Below are 13,971 nucleotides of genomic sequence, written 5' to 3'. Positions count from 1 at the left end.
AACCCACGAGGAAAAACATGGAACATACCCTGCCACCATTGCCCTACGCGATTGACGCTCTGGCGCCTGCTTACTCCCAGGAAACCCTGGAGTTCCACCACGGCAAGCACCACAACGCCTACGTGGTCAACCTGAACAACCTGCAAAAGGGCACCGAGTTTGAGTCGCTGACCCTGGAGGAAATCATCAAGAAGTCCAGCGGCGGCATCTACAACAACTCCGCTCAAATCTGGAACCACACCTTCTTCTGGAATTGCATGAAGCCCCAAGGCGGCGGCGAACCCAGCGGCGCGCTGGCCACGGCCATCAACGCCAAGTTTGGCTCCTACGCAGCCTTCAAGGAAGCCTTCGTCAAGTCCGCCGTGGGCAACTTTGGCTCCGGCTGGACCTGGCTGGTGAAGAAGCCTGACGGCTCGGTAGACATCGTCAACACCGGTGCAGCTGGCACCCCCTTGACCACCGCCGACAAAGCGCTGCTGACTGTGGACGTGTGGGAACACGCCTATTACATCGACTACCGCAATATGCGTCCCAAGTTTGTCGAAACCTTCCTCGACAAGCTGGTGAACTGGGAATTCGCGGAAAAGAATTTCGCCTGAGCTTTCTAGAGCTCAAGAAAAAGCCCGTCGTTGACGGGCTTTTTTTATTTGGCCAACTCGAAGGGCTTGCCGCTGAGTTTGCTGCCGGCCTTGATGCCTTTTTTGGCGAACCAGCCCACATTCATTTCCAGCACATAACGCACCGGTTTTTCGGAGCAGTGGGAGTCAGTGGTTTGCGGCTTCATGTCAGCCAGATTTACGATGGTGCCGTGGTCGTCGATGAAGGCGGCAGTCAGTGGCAGGATGGTGTTCTTCATCCAGAAGCACTGCGTGGCGGGCTGCTCGAACACAAACAGCATGCCTTCCTGCTGTGGCATTTCCTTGCGAAACATCAGACCGATCTCGCGCTGCTGCGGGGTTAGTGCCAGCTGGGTATCGATCTGGTAGATGCCTGCGGTCAAGTTGACGCGGGGCAGATCAGTTTGCGGCGCATCTTGCGCGGATGCCGTGCCCAGCGAGGCACAGGCCAGGGCCAGGGATAGCCAGAGGGTAGAGGTAAGATTTTTCATCGGTGGCACAGGGGGTAATGGGATCGGGAGCTGTCAGCTCTGGCATTCTGGCATGCCTGTGTATCGCAGCAGTCAGCACAGCGCATGGTTTACATACGTCGGCGCCAAAGCAAAAAAGCCCCGAACTTGCGTGCGGGGCTTTTAGCTGGCTCCTCAACCTGGGCTCGAACCAGGGACCTACGGATTAACAGTCCGGCGCTCTACCAACTGAGCTATTGAGGAATATCGGGTGTATCAGCCTTGGTGGCTGAAATAAAAAGGGCTTACGGATTGGCGTAAGCCCTTTTGCAAAATTCTGGCTCCTCAACCTGGGCTCGAACCAGGGACCTACGGATTAACAGTCCGGCGCTCTACCAACTGAGCTATTGAGGAATATGACAGACTTAAATTATAGCGTCAGTTTTTTGGATTTTGCAAGCGAGCAGCTTTTTAACGCAAAAAGTTCACTCCAGGCCCAGCGGGCCGTGTATGGCCTGGCGTAAAGATGCTGCTGCACTCTCCGGGTTGGGGGCGGCGGTAATTGCGCGCACCACGGCTATCGAGCCGACTCCGCTGGCCAGCACGGCGGGCAAGCGTTCACTGTCTATGCCGCCAATGGCTACCAGTGGATAGTCGCGCAGCAGCGAGGCATAGGCGGCCAGGCGGGCCGTGCCTTGGGGCGCAGTGGCCATTTTTTTCAGCGTGGTGGGGAACACTGCACCCAGTGCGATGTAGCTGGGGCTGACGCGGTCTGCGCGCAGCATTTCGGCATAGCCATGGGTGCTGATGCCCAGGCGCAGGCCGGCGCTGCGAATGGCATGCAAATCGTCGGCGCTCAGCAGGTCCAGGTCTTCCTGGCCCAGGTGGACCCCGTAGGCGCCGGCCTGGATGGCCTGCTGCCAGTGGTCGTTGATGAACAGCAGGGCGGGTGTGCCTTGCACGGCAACTACTGCGGCCTGGACTTCGCGCCGAATGGCGTCGGCGTCTTCGGACTTGAAGCGCAGCTGCACCGTGGGTACGCCGGCACTGGCCATGCGGCCGACCCAGGCGGCGTCGGGCAGGACTGCGTACAGGCCCAGCTGGCGCGGGCATGGCGCAAAAGTCTGTTCGCGTGGCCAGGGAGCCAGGCCGAAGTCTTCTGGTGCGGTGGGCCAGTCGCTGGTGTTGCCGGCGCGCGCAGCCTGGGCTTGCCAGGCCTGGGCGATGCAATGGGCGTCAGTCGGGATGAAGCCTAGTTGCAGAGCTGCACTCAGGCTGGCGTCAAATACCGCGTCGCTGGTGGGCAGCGCCATGGCGCTATGGTGGTCCAGGATGCTTTGGGTGAGGGCAGAGTGCATATGGACTTATTCCTGTGCGTGGTGCCAGAACGGCGTGCCCAGCACCGGCGTGCTGGGTTGGGCGGCTTGCTGTTCCAGCATGGCGCCGGCCAGGAATGCGCTGCGCCCAGCGGCCACCGCATCGGCAAATGCCCCGGCCATGGTGACGGGGTCTTGGGCCAGGGCCACGGCGGTGTTCAGCAGCACGCCGTCATAGCCCCATTCCATGACCTGACAGGCATGCGAAGGGCGACCCAGGCCGGCATCGACCAGCAGCGGCACGCTCAGGCGTTCGCGCAGCACCTGCATGGCGTAGGGGTTGATCGGGCCCTTGCCCGTGCCTATGGGCGCGGCCCAGGGCATGACGGCCTGGCAGCCCACGTCTACCAGGCGTTGGCACAGCACAAGGTCCTCGGTGCAATAGGGCAGTACCTTGAAGCCGTCCTTGATGAGGCGGCTGGCGGCCTCCACCAGGTTCAAGGTGTCGGGTTGCAGGGTGTAGTCGTCGCCTATCAGTTCCAGCTTGATCCAGGGTGTGTCGAACACCTCGCGTGCCATGTGGGAGGTGGTGATGGCTTCTTGCAGGCCGTGGCAGCCGGCGGTGTTGGGCAGCACCGGCACCCCGGTTTGCCGTAGTAGTTCCCAGAAGCCATTGGGGCTTTTGTCCTGTCCGCCCAGGTTCTGGCGGCGCAGCGAGGCGGTCAGCATGGCCGGGCGGGCGCGGGTGATGGCGTCGGCCATGGTGCTGGGCGAGGGGTAGCGGGAGGTGCCCAGCAGCAGGCGGCTGGCGAAGCTTTCGCCGTACAGGATGAGAGGGTCGTGGGACATGGTGTCAGCCTCCGGTGACGGGGTGGATGATTTCTATGCTGTCGGCCTCGGCCAGCACCGTGTGCGGGTGCTGCGCGCGCGGCACAAAGGCCTTGTTGACGGCGGCGGCAAACGGCGGCTGCGCCTGCATCTGCGCCAGCGCGTCGGCCAGCGTGGTGCCTGCGGGCAAAGTCTGGGGGATGTTATTGATGGTGACGTTCATGCTTCTTCTATCGCCAGGTCGAATTGCGCTGCCAGCGCGGACGTGCCGTGCTGCACCAGCTCCAGCACCACGTCCAGCATGGCGGGTGCGATCAGGAAGCCGTGGCGGTACAGGCCGTTGATTTGCAGCGTGCGCGGCTTGATGCGCCGGATCGCGGGCAGGTTGTTGGGCAGGGTGGGGCGGCACTGGGTGGCGCTTTCCACGATGCGCGCCTCGCCAAATCCGCTGTGCACGCTGTAGGCTGCGCTCAGTAGCTCCAGGCTGGAGCGCACGCTCATGGGCGACATATCGTCGGATTCGATCTCGGTGGCTCCCACGACAAATACGTTGCCGGGTTTGGGGGCGATGTACAGCGGATAGCGCGGGTGTACCAGGCGCACCGGGCGCTGCAGCTCTACGCCCGGTGCGTGCAAGCGTAGCACTTCGCCGCGCACCGCGCGCAGGGCCGGCCATTGTTCGCTTGCACCCAGGCCACGGCAGTCAAACACCCAGTCGCTGTGGACATCTTCTGGCTGGCGCGGGCAGTGCCAGTGCATGGTGACACCCGCCTGTTGCAATTGCAGTAGCAAGGCATTGAGTAAGCCTCGGTTGTCCAGTTGGCCTTCACCGGGCAGCAGTAGGCCCTGGCTGAAGCGGTTGCCGATGGTGGGCTCCAGCGTGGCGATGGCTGCGGCATCCAGCTGTTGCGGTGCGGGCAGGCTGGGTAGCTGCTGACAGGTGGCGGCGAGTTGCTGGCCAAAGCGGCTGGCCTCGGAGGCATCTTGTCGGTGCCAGAGTATCAACGTGCCGTTGCGCTGGAAGAACACCGGCGTGTCCAGTTCGGCCATCAGTTCCGGCCAGCGCGTGAGCCCATGCTGGCCCATTTGCACCACGCTGGTTTCGGTGATGGCCGATTCGGCCAGCGGCGCGAGCATGGCAGCGGCCACACGGGCGGCAGCGCCCTCTGCCTCGGGTCCGCCGGCCTCAAAGACCTGCACAGCGTGGCCCGCGCGTGCCAGCGCCAGGGCCAGCAAGCGGCCCATCAGGCCTGCGCCAAGAATGGTGGTGGAGAGTGGGGTGGCCAAGGTGTCGTCCGATTGCAAAAACTCAACATGGGACGAAACGAGGCGCTGTCGTTGATAGAAACTTCCCACGCCAGCATGATCTGGATCGGGTATGAGGGTTTTTCTCAGTCTGGATCGCGTACCAGACACCCCTGTTTCATCCGCAAGCCCGGATTACATCACATCGCTGGCCCGATAATTTCGGCATGACTATTTCTGACTCTTCTCCCCGCTATCTGCGCCTGTTGTCCATTGCCGGCTCTGACAGCGGCGGTGGCGCGGGCATCCAGGCCGATTTGAAAACCTTTGCGGCGCTGGGCTGCTACGGGATGACGGCGCTGGCCGCGTTGACCGCACAGAACACCCGGGGTGTGACCGCCATCCACCCGGTGCCGGCATCCTTCTTGAAGGCCCAGTTGCAGGCGGTGCTGGACGATATCGGTGCTGACGCGGTGAAGATCGGCATGCTGCATTCACCCGAGATGGTGGAGGTGGTGGCCTGGGCCATAGACCAGTACCAGCTGCAACGCGTGGTGCTGGACCCGGTGATGGTGGCTACCAGCGGTGACCGCTTGATGGCGGTTGAGACCGTGCAGGTGCTGGTGGACCAGCTGTTTCCCCGCGCCACCGTGGTCACGCCGAACCTGGACGAAGCGGCCCTGCTGTTGGGCCGCAGTGTGGATACGGTGCAGACGCTGGAGCCGGCCGTGGCGGATTTGCTGGCGCTGGGTGCGCCCGCTGTGCTGCTCAAGGGTGGTCACCTGCCGGGCGATACCGTGGTGGACTTGCTTGGCCAGCGCGACGGCAGCCGCCAGCCCTGGCACTCGGCCCGCATTGCTACGCACAACGGCCACGGCACGGGTTGCACGCTGTCGTCTGCGATCGCGGTGTATCTAGCCCAGGGTTTGGCGTTGACGGAGGCTGTGGGCCAGGCCCGGGCTTATATCCGTGGCGCGATACAAGCCGGCGCCCATGTGCACACAGGGCAGGGCCATGGGCCTTTGAACCACGGCTTCGCTCCCCTGCCCATGCAGGTGCTGGCTGCGTGAGAATTTATAAGAAATAGGGCTGTAGCGCAGGTTTTACCTGCGCAAGCAGCTCTCTTTTCTATAGCGCGTAGGTAATGCGTAAAGGCCGCGTCAACCAGGCCACGAAGAACACCAGGGCCAGCGTGGGTAGGGCGGCGCCGAACTGTGGTGCGCAGTTGGTTAGCAGGTGGTAGACCGCAATGCCGGCTATCCACAACAGGGCTGCGCTGGGCTCCACCAGGCGTTGCGACGCGGTGGTCGTGCCTTGCGACAAGCGGCCCAAAATCACGCCGTACAGTGGCACAAAAACCGAGCTCAGCAAGGTCAAAAATGGCTCCAGACTGTGCATGGGCAGCACCAGTGCCAGGCCGGTGCAGGCCACGGCCAGCAGCAGGCCCCAACGCCGTACGCTCCACCACGGTGCCAGGCTGTGGGCCGAGACCGAGCCTGAGTACACGTCGCCATAGGCGTTGTCGATTTCGTCCACCAGGACCAGGCCCAGGGCTAGCAGCCCACCCTGGGCCAGCAGCAGCGCGGTGACCAGGTCGGTATCGGGGCCGGCCACGGTGACCACCATCACACCTAGCGCGTAGCACCAGATATTCGCCAGCGCATAGCCCAGCCAGGTGCCGCTCATTGCGCTGCGGCCTTGGCGGCCATGGCGCGCATAGTCGGCCACCAGTGGCAGCCAGGACACGGGCATGGCTATCACAAGGTCCATGGCCGACAGCAGGCCCATGCTGCCGTCGCCTGGCCGGGTCCAGAAGGCGTGCAGGTCAGACTCCATCAGTTTGCGGCCGAACTGCCAGCTCAGCCACAGCAGCGACAGCACCACCAGCGGCAGGCCGTAGCGGCTGATGAATTTGCGCACCAGGGTCAACATGGAACCTGCCATCAGCGCGGTCAGCAGTGCGCCCCACAGCAGGGTGACCAGCAGGGTGCCTTGGTTGCCTTGCGGCATCCATCCGAAATGCTCCTTGGCAATGGCCAAGGTACCGTCGCGCATCACCACCAGTTCAAACGCGGTCCAGCCCAGCAGTTGCACAATGTTCAGAACTACCGGCAGGCGTGCAAAGCCGCTGCCATAGGTGGCGTGCATCAGGCCTGCGCTGGACAGGCCGCTGTCGCAGCCAATGCGCGCCGTCCAGGCCAGCAGGCCGGAGCCGACGAGGGAGCCCAGCACAATTGCCAGCACGGCATCGCGCGTGCCGACGGCGGGTACCAGATAGGCGCCGATCTGCATCACCAGCAGGCCAACCCCCAGGCTGAACCAGAGTGCGGCATGGGCCGACCAGCCGAAGACGCGCTGCGCCTGCGGTATCGGCGTTAAGGCCTCGTTATTGAAAAAGGATGGCTGAGCCATGTGTTCGCTCCATACAAATGATGCTGGTCTGTGGGGCCTGTAGCTCGCGGGCCAGTGCTGGCGCAGGGACGCAGGATTTTATCGTGGCGCCACCTTGTGGTGCATGGGGCGTTTGGCGCAGGTGTTAGCTGCTTAATGTGCTATTAATTTTGTAGCGATACAATCTGCGGCTGTTTTTGGGCCGGTGCGCGGTGCGCCGGCTCGAGCATTCTTACCCCACATCCCTGAATACTATGGACGCTTTCATCCGCCCCTGGCAGTTTGTTTTCTGCGCATTGCTCGGCCTGACCGGCAGTGCGATGGCCCAGACCGCCACCGACAGTGCAGACCAGCCCCACCGTTGGCGTATCGAGTTCAGCCCGCACACCACCCACTACAGCTACAACCCGGAGCACCGCCCGGTGCATTTGCTGGGCCTGGAGCGTGAGTCCACCGCCGACAACAGCTTTTACGGACTGGCGCTGTTCACCAACTCTTTTGGCCAGGACAGCGGCTACGTCTACCTGGGCAAGAGTTATTACGGCGTGTTTGACAGTTATCCCAAGGTGTACCTGAAATGGTCGGCGGGCATCTTGTATGGCTACAAGCCACCCTATGAGAACAAGGTGCCCCTGAATCACAATGGCTTCTCGCCCGCCATCGTGCCGGCAGTAGGCTGGAAGTTTGATTCCGGTTGGCATGCCCAGGTCGACATGCTGGGCACTGCGGGCCTGACCTACTCGATCGTCAAAGAGTTTTAAACGCTGCGCAGCTGCAGCCCGTGGAGGGCTGCAGTCTGTCTGTTACAGCGAAGGGAGTCCGGTTTTGTCCAGCTCAATGGCTTCGGGCATGGCCAGATTGCACTGCAGTAGTGCGTCGTTTTCAGTGTTGCCACCCGGTGCAGGTGGCATTTCTGTTTCCAGCGGGCGCAGTTGCAAGGCGCTCAGCAAATTGCCGGATGCCGCCAGTACGCGGGCCTTGGCCAGTTGCAGGTCAAAGCCGGCATTCGCCAATGAGCGGCGGGCCTGGAATAGTTCGTTTTCGGTATCCAGCAGATCCAGCAGCGAGCGTTGGCCAATATCGAACTGTTGGCGGTAGGCTTCGTGTGCCTTGGCAGTGGATAGCTCATGCTGCGATAGCAGCGCTATTTGCTGGCCCTGGCGCTGGATGTCGTTGAAGGCAATTTGTGCGGTCTGGCTCAGGTCGCGGCAGGCTTTGTCGCGCAGGTCATAGGCAGCGTTGAGCTTGGCGGCATATTGGCTGATACGGGCGCTGTCGCTGCCACCGTGGTACAGGTTGTAGTTCAGAACCAGCTCCAGCGCACCATTGCGGTAGTGGCCGGGTACCCCGTCCTGGTTGCGCTCCGTGCTTTGCCGTGCGCGGAACTCCAGCGTGGGCCAATTGGCTGCGCGCCGTCCTTCCAGGTCGGCCTGGTAGGCGCGGATGGTGGACACCGCGCCCAGAAACTGCGGATTGTGGGCAATGGCCGCTTCGAGGAACTGCGAACGCGCAGGAATGTAGCTGTCTAGTACCGGAAAGGCAGCCATCGTTGCGGCTGGTACCTCGCCCGTGAGGCGTTGGTAGCGCACGGTTACGTCATGCAGGTTGCTGGCTTCCGTCAACCAGTTGGATTCGGCGAGCGCCAGCCGGCCGGCAGCTTGCTCCAGGTCCACGCGACGGCCTACGCCGGTGCGTACACGTTCACTGATTTTCTGGTGCACGCTGACATGGGCCGCGTAGTTATCGCGCGCCAGGGCCAGCGTGTCGCGGTAGCGTTGCACGTCCAGATAGGTGCGGATGGCTTCCAGCGCAATCTGGTCGCTGCTGTCTAGCAACTCATAGTAGGACACCAGTCGGTTGTGCCCTAAGCGGCGCACTTCGCTGGCAGTGGCCTTGCCATCAAACAGGGTTTGACGCAGCTGCAGAGTCGCGCTGGCTCCGTTGTAGGCGCGGTCCCCCAAGCTGGGGCTGGCAGCGCGGTAGCGACCCACTGCGGCGTCTATCAAATCCACCCGGGGAAGGAAGGCCCCTTTGGCTGCATCTTGCTCACTACGCGCTGCCGACAGGTTTTGGTAGCGAAACTTGGTTTCCGGATTTTGCAGAACGGCTTTTTCAACCGCGTCCTTCAGGTTGCTAGGCACCTGCGCGCAAACCTGAAAAGAGGCGAAACCGATACTTGCAATGGCAAAAAGAAGGGGCTTTAGAATCATTGAGGTAGGTAGATGAGGGGGTTGCGTGCTGGAGTCCCAACCCATGGCTTTGGGCCGGTGTACGTAGCGATACCTTGCGGGTGCCCGAGTATAAGTTGACGCATATTCGCCACGGTTTGGGTGCACTTTTTTACATCTCAAGGCATACAGAATATATTTTTCCGTGATGGAGTGCTCACTTTTTGCTTGCTGAACTCTCCAGATGCCGGGTTGGTGCTGCAAAAACTTGGTGTAGGTTGAGGTTGAGGTTCGTGTGCATGTTGCTGTTGGGGGCATTGGCCAGCTGGATTGCAGCCGCCCCTGATTTTGACCGCATGGCGGAGCTGGTCGCCCAGCGTTGGGGCGGCGGCGGTGTGCAGAGATACCAGAACTGGCGCAACTTTTTGCCATCGGCGGGTGGTGGCACTGAGCTGGACCGCCTTAAACGCGCGAACGAATTCTTCAACCGGCAAATCGTTTTTACCGATGACCCCACGGCGTGGGGTCAACCAGACTACTGGGCAACTCTGCTGGAAACATTGGGCAATGGCCGGGGCGATTGCGAAGACTTTGTCATTGCCAAATATTTCACACTGAAGCTGTTGGGCGTCGCGCCGGACCGGCTGCGACTGGTGTACGTCCGGGTGCGTACCGGCTCGACGGATGCCGTACCGTCGATTGCCCATATGGTTCTGGCCTACTACGCCCAGCCCGATGCGGACCCTTTGGTGCTGGATAACCTGATCACAGACATCCGACCGGCTTCGCGGCGGCCCGATCTGGTGCCGGTATTCAGTTTCAATAGCGACGGTATTTTTTCGGGAGCGGCGGGCAAGTCGGAAGAGAAGATTGGTGGCATAGGCCGCCTGTCACGTTGGGAAGACTTGCTCAAGCGGGCCCGAGCCGAGGGCTTTGAATAGCGCCGCCATTTTTTTACGTTAGGAAAATTTCGCCATGTCCCTGTACCGCCAGCTTTGGCTTGCCATTGTGACCAGCATGCTGCTGGCTTTGGGGGGAGGCTTGCTCGCCTCGCTGGTCAGCGCGCGCAGCTATCTGGAGTCGCAGCTCAGCATTAAAAACACGGACAACGCCACCGCTCTGGCTTTGTCGCTGAGCTTGAACAACCAGGATGCCACCATGGTGGAGCTAACTGTGGCCTCGCTTTTTGATGGTGGGCACTACGAGTGGATACGGGTGAGCAATCCGCAAGGTGGTTTGTTGACCGAAAGGGTTGCACCCGCCGGCGATGTGGATGCGCCTGCATGGTTTGTGCGCCTTTTGCCCATCCGTGCGCAAGCCGGGCGGGCGCAGATCAGCAATGGCTGGAAGCAGGTGGGCGTGGTGACCTTGGCAAGCCATAGCCGTTTTGCTTACGGCGCGTTGTGGAAAAGTGCCTACGAAATGGTCGCGGCGTTGATATTGGCGGGCTTGGTAGGGGGCTTGCTGGGCGCGCTCATCTTGCAGCGTTTGCGCAGCCCTTTGAATGCCGTTGTTCAGCAGGCCAACGCCATCAGCCAAAGGCGCTTCGTGGTGATTGAAGAGCCCAAGGTGCCTGAATTGCGGCAGTTGGCTGTGGCCATGAACACCACCGTGGGGCGCCTCAAACACATGTTCGACGAAGAGGCCGCCCGCCTGGAGCTCATGCGGCGTGAGGCCCATTGTGATCCCTTGACCGGGCTATTCAACCGCAGCCACTTTCTTGCACGTTTGCAGCAATCGCTGGTGGCCGATGACGCGGTTGCGGGCAGCTTGCTTCTGGTTCGCCTGGCCGATCTGGCAGAGGTGAACCGGCGTCTTGGCCGCGCGGTGACGGACGACTATCTGTGTCGCATGGCCGAATGCATACAGCAACAGGTGCTGCGCCGCGGCCAGGGGCTGGCCGCGCGGCTCAATGGGGCAGATTTCGCGCTGCTATTGCCGGGAGAAGAACTCGGGCGAGTGGGTGCCGAGGCCTTGATGCAGGAGCTTGTCGAGAAGGCCGGGCCTTTTTTACAAGACGGCCCGGTTGCGGCTATCGGGGTGGGACACTTTGTGCCAGGTATGGAGCTGAGCGCACTGCTGACCCGGGTGGATGCAGCCTTGGCCAGCGCGCAGGCGGCCAATGGCAATGTGGTGCAGGAGGCTTTGCAAGAGCCGCAAGGGGGCGAGCTGCGACCGCAAACATCCGAGCAGTGGTCCAAGCTGATACTCGGTGCGCTTGATAAGCAATGGGTCGCGTTGGCGGCCTTCCCGGTGGTGGCTTTGTCGGGGCAGTTATTGCACCAGGAATGCCCCATGCGCTTGAAGCTGGGTCTGGACGAGGATTGGCTGCCTGCAGCGCGGTTTTTCCCGGTAGCCGAGCGTCTGCGGCTTACGCCGGCCATTGATTTGATGGCGCTGAGCTTGGGTTTGCGCACCTTGCGCGAACAGCCTGGTTTGCCGGGCCTTGCCATCAATCTCTCCGGGCATTCGCTGAGCGACTCTGCATTTCTGCAAAAAATATCGACTTTGCTGGAGCCCTACCGTGATGTTGCGCCGCGCCTATGGGTGGAGGTTTCGGAGACTAGCGCGTACAAGCATTTTGCTGCGTTCCGGGCTTTGTGCCGGCTGCTGAAGGCGGCGCATTGCCGGGTCGGACTGGAGCATTTTGGCTACCACTTCAGCCAGATCGGCTCCTTGCATGATTTGGGGCTGGACTATCTGAAAGTGGACGCCAGTTTTATTCGGGAGATAGACCGCAATTCGGGAAATGCGGTGTTTCTGAAGGGCTTGACTGGCATTGCCCACAATATTGGGCTGCAAGTGTTGGCTGAAGGTGTAGCCAGTGACGCCGAGTTGCAGGTGCTGAGCACGTTGGGGTTCGACGGGGCTACCGGTCCTGCAGTACGCAGCGTAGCCTAGAAGGCTGCGCTGCAGCGGGTCGGCCAGCTGCATGCAGCGCTTGGGGCTTGGGCCACAGTCTGACTGGCTGGCTGGATATTTTTGCCGCGCCAAGGCTTGGCGCGGCGTAGCAGGCACTCAGTCGGTGATCAACTTTTGGTTGGCCAATAGGTTGCTGATGATGCTTGCATCCGAGTTGGTGCCTCCATACAGAGTGGATAAATTGACATTGTTCAGCACAATTTCTTGGTTTTCAGCCGAGCTGTTGTAGCTGCCGCCCACTGTATGCCCGTCTGCCGAGAAGCCGCCGGTGGAGCTGATATGCACGATAGTGTTGCCGTCTGATACTTCGAAGTGCAGGTAGTTGCTCAAATTGCCTTGGTTCTCACCGGTCAGCAAGTCACGCAGATTCAGTACGTCCGTATTGGCCGCTGTATTGAAGTCTTTGATAGTGTCGATGGCCGGGTGACCCGCAGAGCCCGCATCGGCCAGCCGCCAGACGAAGACGTCGGCACCATCGCCGCCCCTGAGAGTGTCGTTGCCTGCACCGCCTGACAGAACATCGGCGCCGCTACCGCCGTTGAGCGTGTCGTCGCCCGCTCCGCCCGATAGCACGTCGTCTCCGGCTCCGCCATTCAAGGTGTCATGACCTGCGCCGCCGACCAGGGTGTCATTGCCGGAATTGCCCGTCAGAGTGTCGTCACCATCCAGTCCCCACAGAGTGGCGCCGGTGGCAGAGTTATTGACGAGCGTGTCCGCCGATATGGTGCCAACCCAGCCACTCGCGTCGCCCGTTACGCTCAAGTGAATGTCTTGGCTGGTGGAGGCAGTGCTGCCATCGGATTCCGTCGATGTTGCCGTCACAGTAAGCGTGACTGCGCCACTGGCATCGCTGGTCGGGACCAACGCGATATGGCTGAGATCCCAGTTGCTGACGTCTGCGGTCGTCGCGCCAGCTGTGCTGGTGAAAGAGTGAGAGGGCGTGCCATCGGTGAGCACCGCGCCAACCGGAATGTTGCCGATGGACATGGTCAAAGTTTCCGATGCGTCCGTCAGTGCGGAAGAGATGCTTGGCAGATTGACCAAGTACCCAGCAACACCTGTGTTGGTGCTCAATGCCACGTTGATGTTGTCCATTACAACTCCGTAGCTATTGGAGTCACCGGCAACAAACTCTAGCTTATTGGTGCCGGATGTATCGGCAATGAAGCTAAACGTGTAGTTGCTCAACGTATGGGATGTGGTGTTGACTTCACCCACCAATTGACCGTTGAAGTACACGTACATCACGCTGTTAGTCGCCTGAGAAATGTTTCGGAGCGCAGCGTCAAAGCTGACGGTGTACATCTCTCCAGCCTTGGTCGTGATGTTGGTGTACAGATTGTCGGCAATACCTGAATTCCAGGCTTCAATCTCCAATACGGCGTTGCTGCCCGGACTTACGCCGTAATCGCTTGCCCGACCGATTTCAACGGTGCCGTCTGCATTGTCAGTAAGCCAGGCGCCTGTGCCACCGTTACCGTTGTTGAGCGAGCCCACAGAGTAAGAGGCTGCTGCGCTGCCGTTGTGGCTATCGAAGTTCTCGCTCAGTGCGTAGATGTGCTCTGTCACAGCCAATGTCGGCGCGTCGGCTACAGGTGTGACGTTGATGGAAAGGGTGGAATGTGCGCCAGTATTGGTGGTGTACGTCACTATGGGCACATTGCCGCTGTAGTTGGCTTCCGGCGTGAAGTCATAGCTGCCATTGGAATTGAGTGTGAGTACGCCAACGCCAGATAGGGTGGCGGAGTCACCAGCTACGTAGTTGCTTCCATTCACTGAGAAGCTGACCACCGTCAACTTGGAGTCCACATCGCTGTCATTTGCCAGGACGCCAGCGGCTTCTAGTATGTGCAGTTGCGTATCTTCAGGTGTTGATTTGGTGTCCGCAGAAAGGACGGAGGCCTCGTCCACATTCGTCTCATTGAGGGTGATGGTGGCGCTAGAGCTGTTGCCTGCGGCATCGACCACGGTCACGCTGTAGGCGTGGCCGTTGGGGCCCTGCTCGAAATCGTTGGCGGCGGAGGCCGCTCCGTTG

At 60.9% G+C, this 13,971-nt stretch carries 13 protein-coding genes, 2 tRNA genes and 1 riboswitch; of the genes, 5 read left to right on the top strand and 10 right to left on the bottom strand.

The genetic code is table 11. The features are described 5' to 3' along the window. Nucleotides 1–17: 17 nt before the first annotated feature. Nucleotides 18–599, top strand: coding sequence for a superoxide dismutase (locus AC4BBN_RS17130; RefSeq protein WP_092755508.1), 582 nt, complete (start codon nt 18–20; stop codon nt 597–599). A 44-nt stretch (nt 600–643) separates the two neighbouring features. Here the strand turns inward: AC4BBN_RS17130 and AC4BBN_RS17125 are convergent, their stop codons facing one another. The 7 genes from AC4BBN_RS17125 to AC4BBN_RS17095 form a co-directional block, all read right to left on the bottom strand. After that, on the bottom strand, nt 644–1,108 hold the full coding sequence (locus AC4BBN_RS17125; protein ID WP_490593204.1) for a DUF192 domain-containing protein: 465 nt from the start codon (nt 1,106–1,108) through the stop codon (nt 644–646). 146 nt (nt 1,109–1,254) lie between these two features. Next, nucleotides 1,255–1,330, bottom strand: a tRNA-Asn gene (locus AC4BBN_RS17120). A gap of 74 nt (nt 1,331–1,404) precedes the next feature. Beyond that, nucleotides 1,405–1,480: transfer RNA gene (locus AC4BBN_RS17115), tRNA-Asn, on the bottom strand. Nucleotides 1,481–1,551: 71 nt separating this feature from the next. Further along, a complete protein-coding gene (gene thiE, locus AC4BBN_RS17110) occupies nt 1,552–2,424 on the bottom strand; it encodes a thiamine phosphate synthase (protein WP_490593203.1) in 873 nt (290 codons plus the stop codon). A gap of 6 nt (nt 2,425–2,430) precedes the next feature. Further along, nucleotides 2,431–3,231, bottom strand: a complete 801-nt coding sequence (locus tag AC4BBN_RS17105; protein ID WP_490593202.1) for a thiazole synthase — start codon at nt 3,229–3,231, stop codon at nt 2,431–2,433. Nucleotides 3,232–3,235: 4 nt separating this feature from the next. After that, complete coding sequence (gene thiS / locus AC4BBN_RS17100; RefSeq protein ID WP_490593201.1) at nt 3,236–3,433, bottom strand: sulfur carrier protein ThiS; 198 nt, start codon at nt 3,431–3,433, stop codon at nt 3,236–3,238. Then, a complete protein-coding gene (locus tag AC4BBN_RS17095; RefSeq protein ID WP_490593200.1) occupies nt 3,430–4,497 on the bottom strand; it encodes an FAD-dependent oxidoreductase in 1,068 nt (355 codons plus the stop codon). Before AC4BBN_RS17095 ends, thiS begins: the two co-directional genes overlap by 4 nt. A 45-nt stretch (nt 4,498–4,542) precedes the next feature. Continuing rightward, nucleotides 4,543–4,640: riboswitch (TPP riboswitch) on the bottom strand. Nucleotides 4,641–4,682: 42 nt separating this feature from the next. On the opposite strand from AC4BBN_RS17095, the gene thiD reads away from it, so the two are divergent. Beyond that, nucleotides 4,683–5,525: a bifunctional hydroxymethylpyrimidine kinase/phosphomethylpyrimidine kinase gene (gene thiD, locus AC4BBN_RS17090; RefSeq protein ID WP_490593199.1), complete on the top strand. Its 843-nt coding sequence runs from the start codon at nt 4,683–4,685 to the stop codon at nt 5,523–5,525. A 58-nt stretch (nt 5,526–5,583) separates the two neighbouring features. On the opposite strand, the gene AC4BBN_RS17085 is transcribed toward thiD, so the two are convergent. Further along, on the bottom strand, nt 5,584–6,867 hold the full coding sequence (locus tag AC4BBN_RS17085) for a purine-cytosine permease family protein (RefSeq protein WP_490593198.1): 1,284 nt from the start codon (nt 6,865–6,867) through the stop codon (nt 5,584–5,586). A 233-nt stretch (nt 6,868–7,100) separates the two neighbouring features. Between AC4BBN_RS17085 and AC4BBN_RS17080 the strand changes: the two genes are divergently transcribed. Then, a complete protein-coding gene (locus AC4BBN_RS17080) occupies nt 7,101–7,607 on the top strand; it encodes a hypothetical protein (protein ID WP_490593197.1) in 507 nt (168 codons plus the stop codon). A 42-nt stretch (nt 7,608–7,649) separates the two neighbouring features. Here the strand turns inward: AC4BBN_RS17080 and AC4BBN_RS17075 are convergent, their stop codons facing one another. Beyond that, on the bottom strand, nt 7,650–8,987 hold the full coding sequence (locus AC4BBN_RS17075) for a TolC family outer membrane protein (RefSeq protein ID WP_490593196.1): 1,338 nt from the start codon (nt 8,985–8,987) through the stop codon (nt 7,650–7,652). Between the two features lie 326 nt (nt 8,988–9,313). Between AC4BBN_RS17075 and AC4BBN_RS17070 the strand changes: the two genes are divergently transcribed. Both AC4BBN_RS17070 and AC4BBN_RS17065 read left to right on the top strand, forming a co-directional pair. Then, nucleotides 9,314–9,955, top strand: coding sequence for a transglutaminase-like cysteine peptidase (locus AC4BBN_RS17070; protein ID WP_490593195.1), 642 nt, complete (start codon nt 9,314–9,316; stop codon nt 9,953–9,955). 34 nt (nt 9,956–9,989) lie between these two features. After that, nucleotides 9,990–11,915, top strand: a complete 1,926-nt coding sequence (locus AC4BBN_RS17065; RefSeq protein ID WP_490593194.1) for a bifunctional diguanylate cyclase/phosphodiesterase — start codon at nt 9,990–9,992, stop codon at nt 11,913–11,915. A gap of 117 nt (nt 11,916–12,032) precedes the next feature. On the opposite strand, the gene AC4BBN_RS17060 is transcribed toward AC4BBN_RS17065, so the two are convergent. Then, on the bottom strand, nt 12,033–13,971 hold a 1,939-nt coding region (locus tag AC4BBN_RS17060), incomplete at its 5' end, for a type I secretion C-terminal target domain-containing protein (protein WP_490593193.1).

This window comes from Rhodoferax sp. SPJ21 (genome assembly GCF_058216335.1).
This window is presented reverse-complemented; position numbering and strand designations above follow the sequence as displayed.

Excerpts from the sequence above, each read along its gene's own strand:
- AC4BBN_RS17130 (WP_092755508.1), top strand. The coding sequence starts at position 18 with ATGGAACATACCCTGCCACCATTGCCCTACGCGATTGACGCTCTGGCG.
- AC4BBN_RS17125 (WP_490593204.1), bottom strand. The coding sequence starts at position 1,108 with ATGAAAAATCTTACCTCTACCCTCTGGCTATCCCTGGCCCTGGCCTGT.
- thiE (WP_490593203.1), bottom strand. The coding sequence starts at position 2,424 with ATGCACTCTGCCCTCACCCAAAGCATCCTGGACCACCATAGCGCCATG.
- AC4BBN_RS17105 (WP_490593202.1), bottom strand. The coding sequence starts at position 3,231 with ATGTCCCACGACCCTCTCATCCTGTACGGCGAAAGCTTCGCCAGCCGC.
- thiS (WP_490593201.1), bottom strand. The coding sequence starts at position 3,433 with ATGAACGTCACCATCAATAACATCCCCCAGACTTTGCCCGCAGGCACC.
- thiD (WP_490593199.1), top strand. The coding sequence starts at position 4,683 with ATGACTATTTCTGACTCTTCTCCCCGCTATCTGCGCCTGTTGTCCATT.
- AC4BBN_RS17085 (WP_490593198.1), bottom strand. The coding sequence starts at position 6,867 with ATGGCTCAGCCATCCTTTTTCAATAACGAGGCCTTAACGCCGATACCG.
- AC4BBN_RS17080 (WP_490593197.1), top strand. The coding sequence starts at position 7,101 with ATGGACGCTTTCATCCGCCCCTGGCAGTTTGTTTTCTGCGCATTGCTC.
- AC4BBN_RS17070 (WP_490593195.1), top strand. The coding sequence starts at position 9,314 with ATGTTGCTGTTGGGGGCATTGGCCAGCTGGATTGCAGCCGCCCCTGAT.
- AC4BBN_RS17065 (WP_490593194.1), top strand. The coding sequence starts at position 9,990 with ATGTCCCTGTACCGCCAGCTTTGGCTTGCCATTGTGACCAGCATGCTG.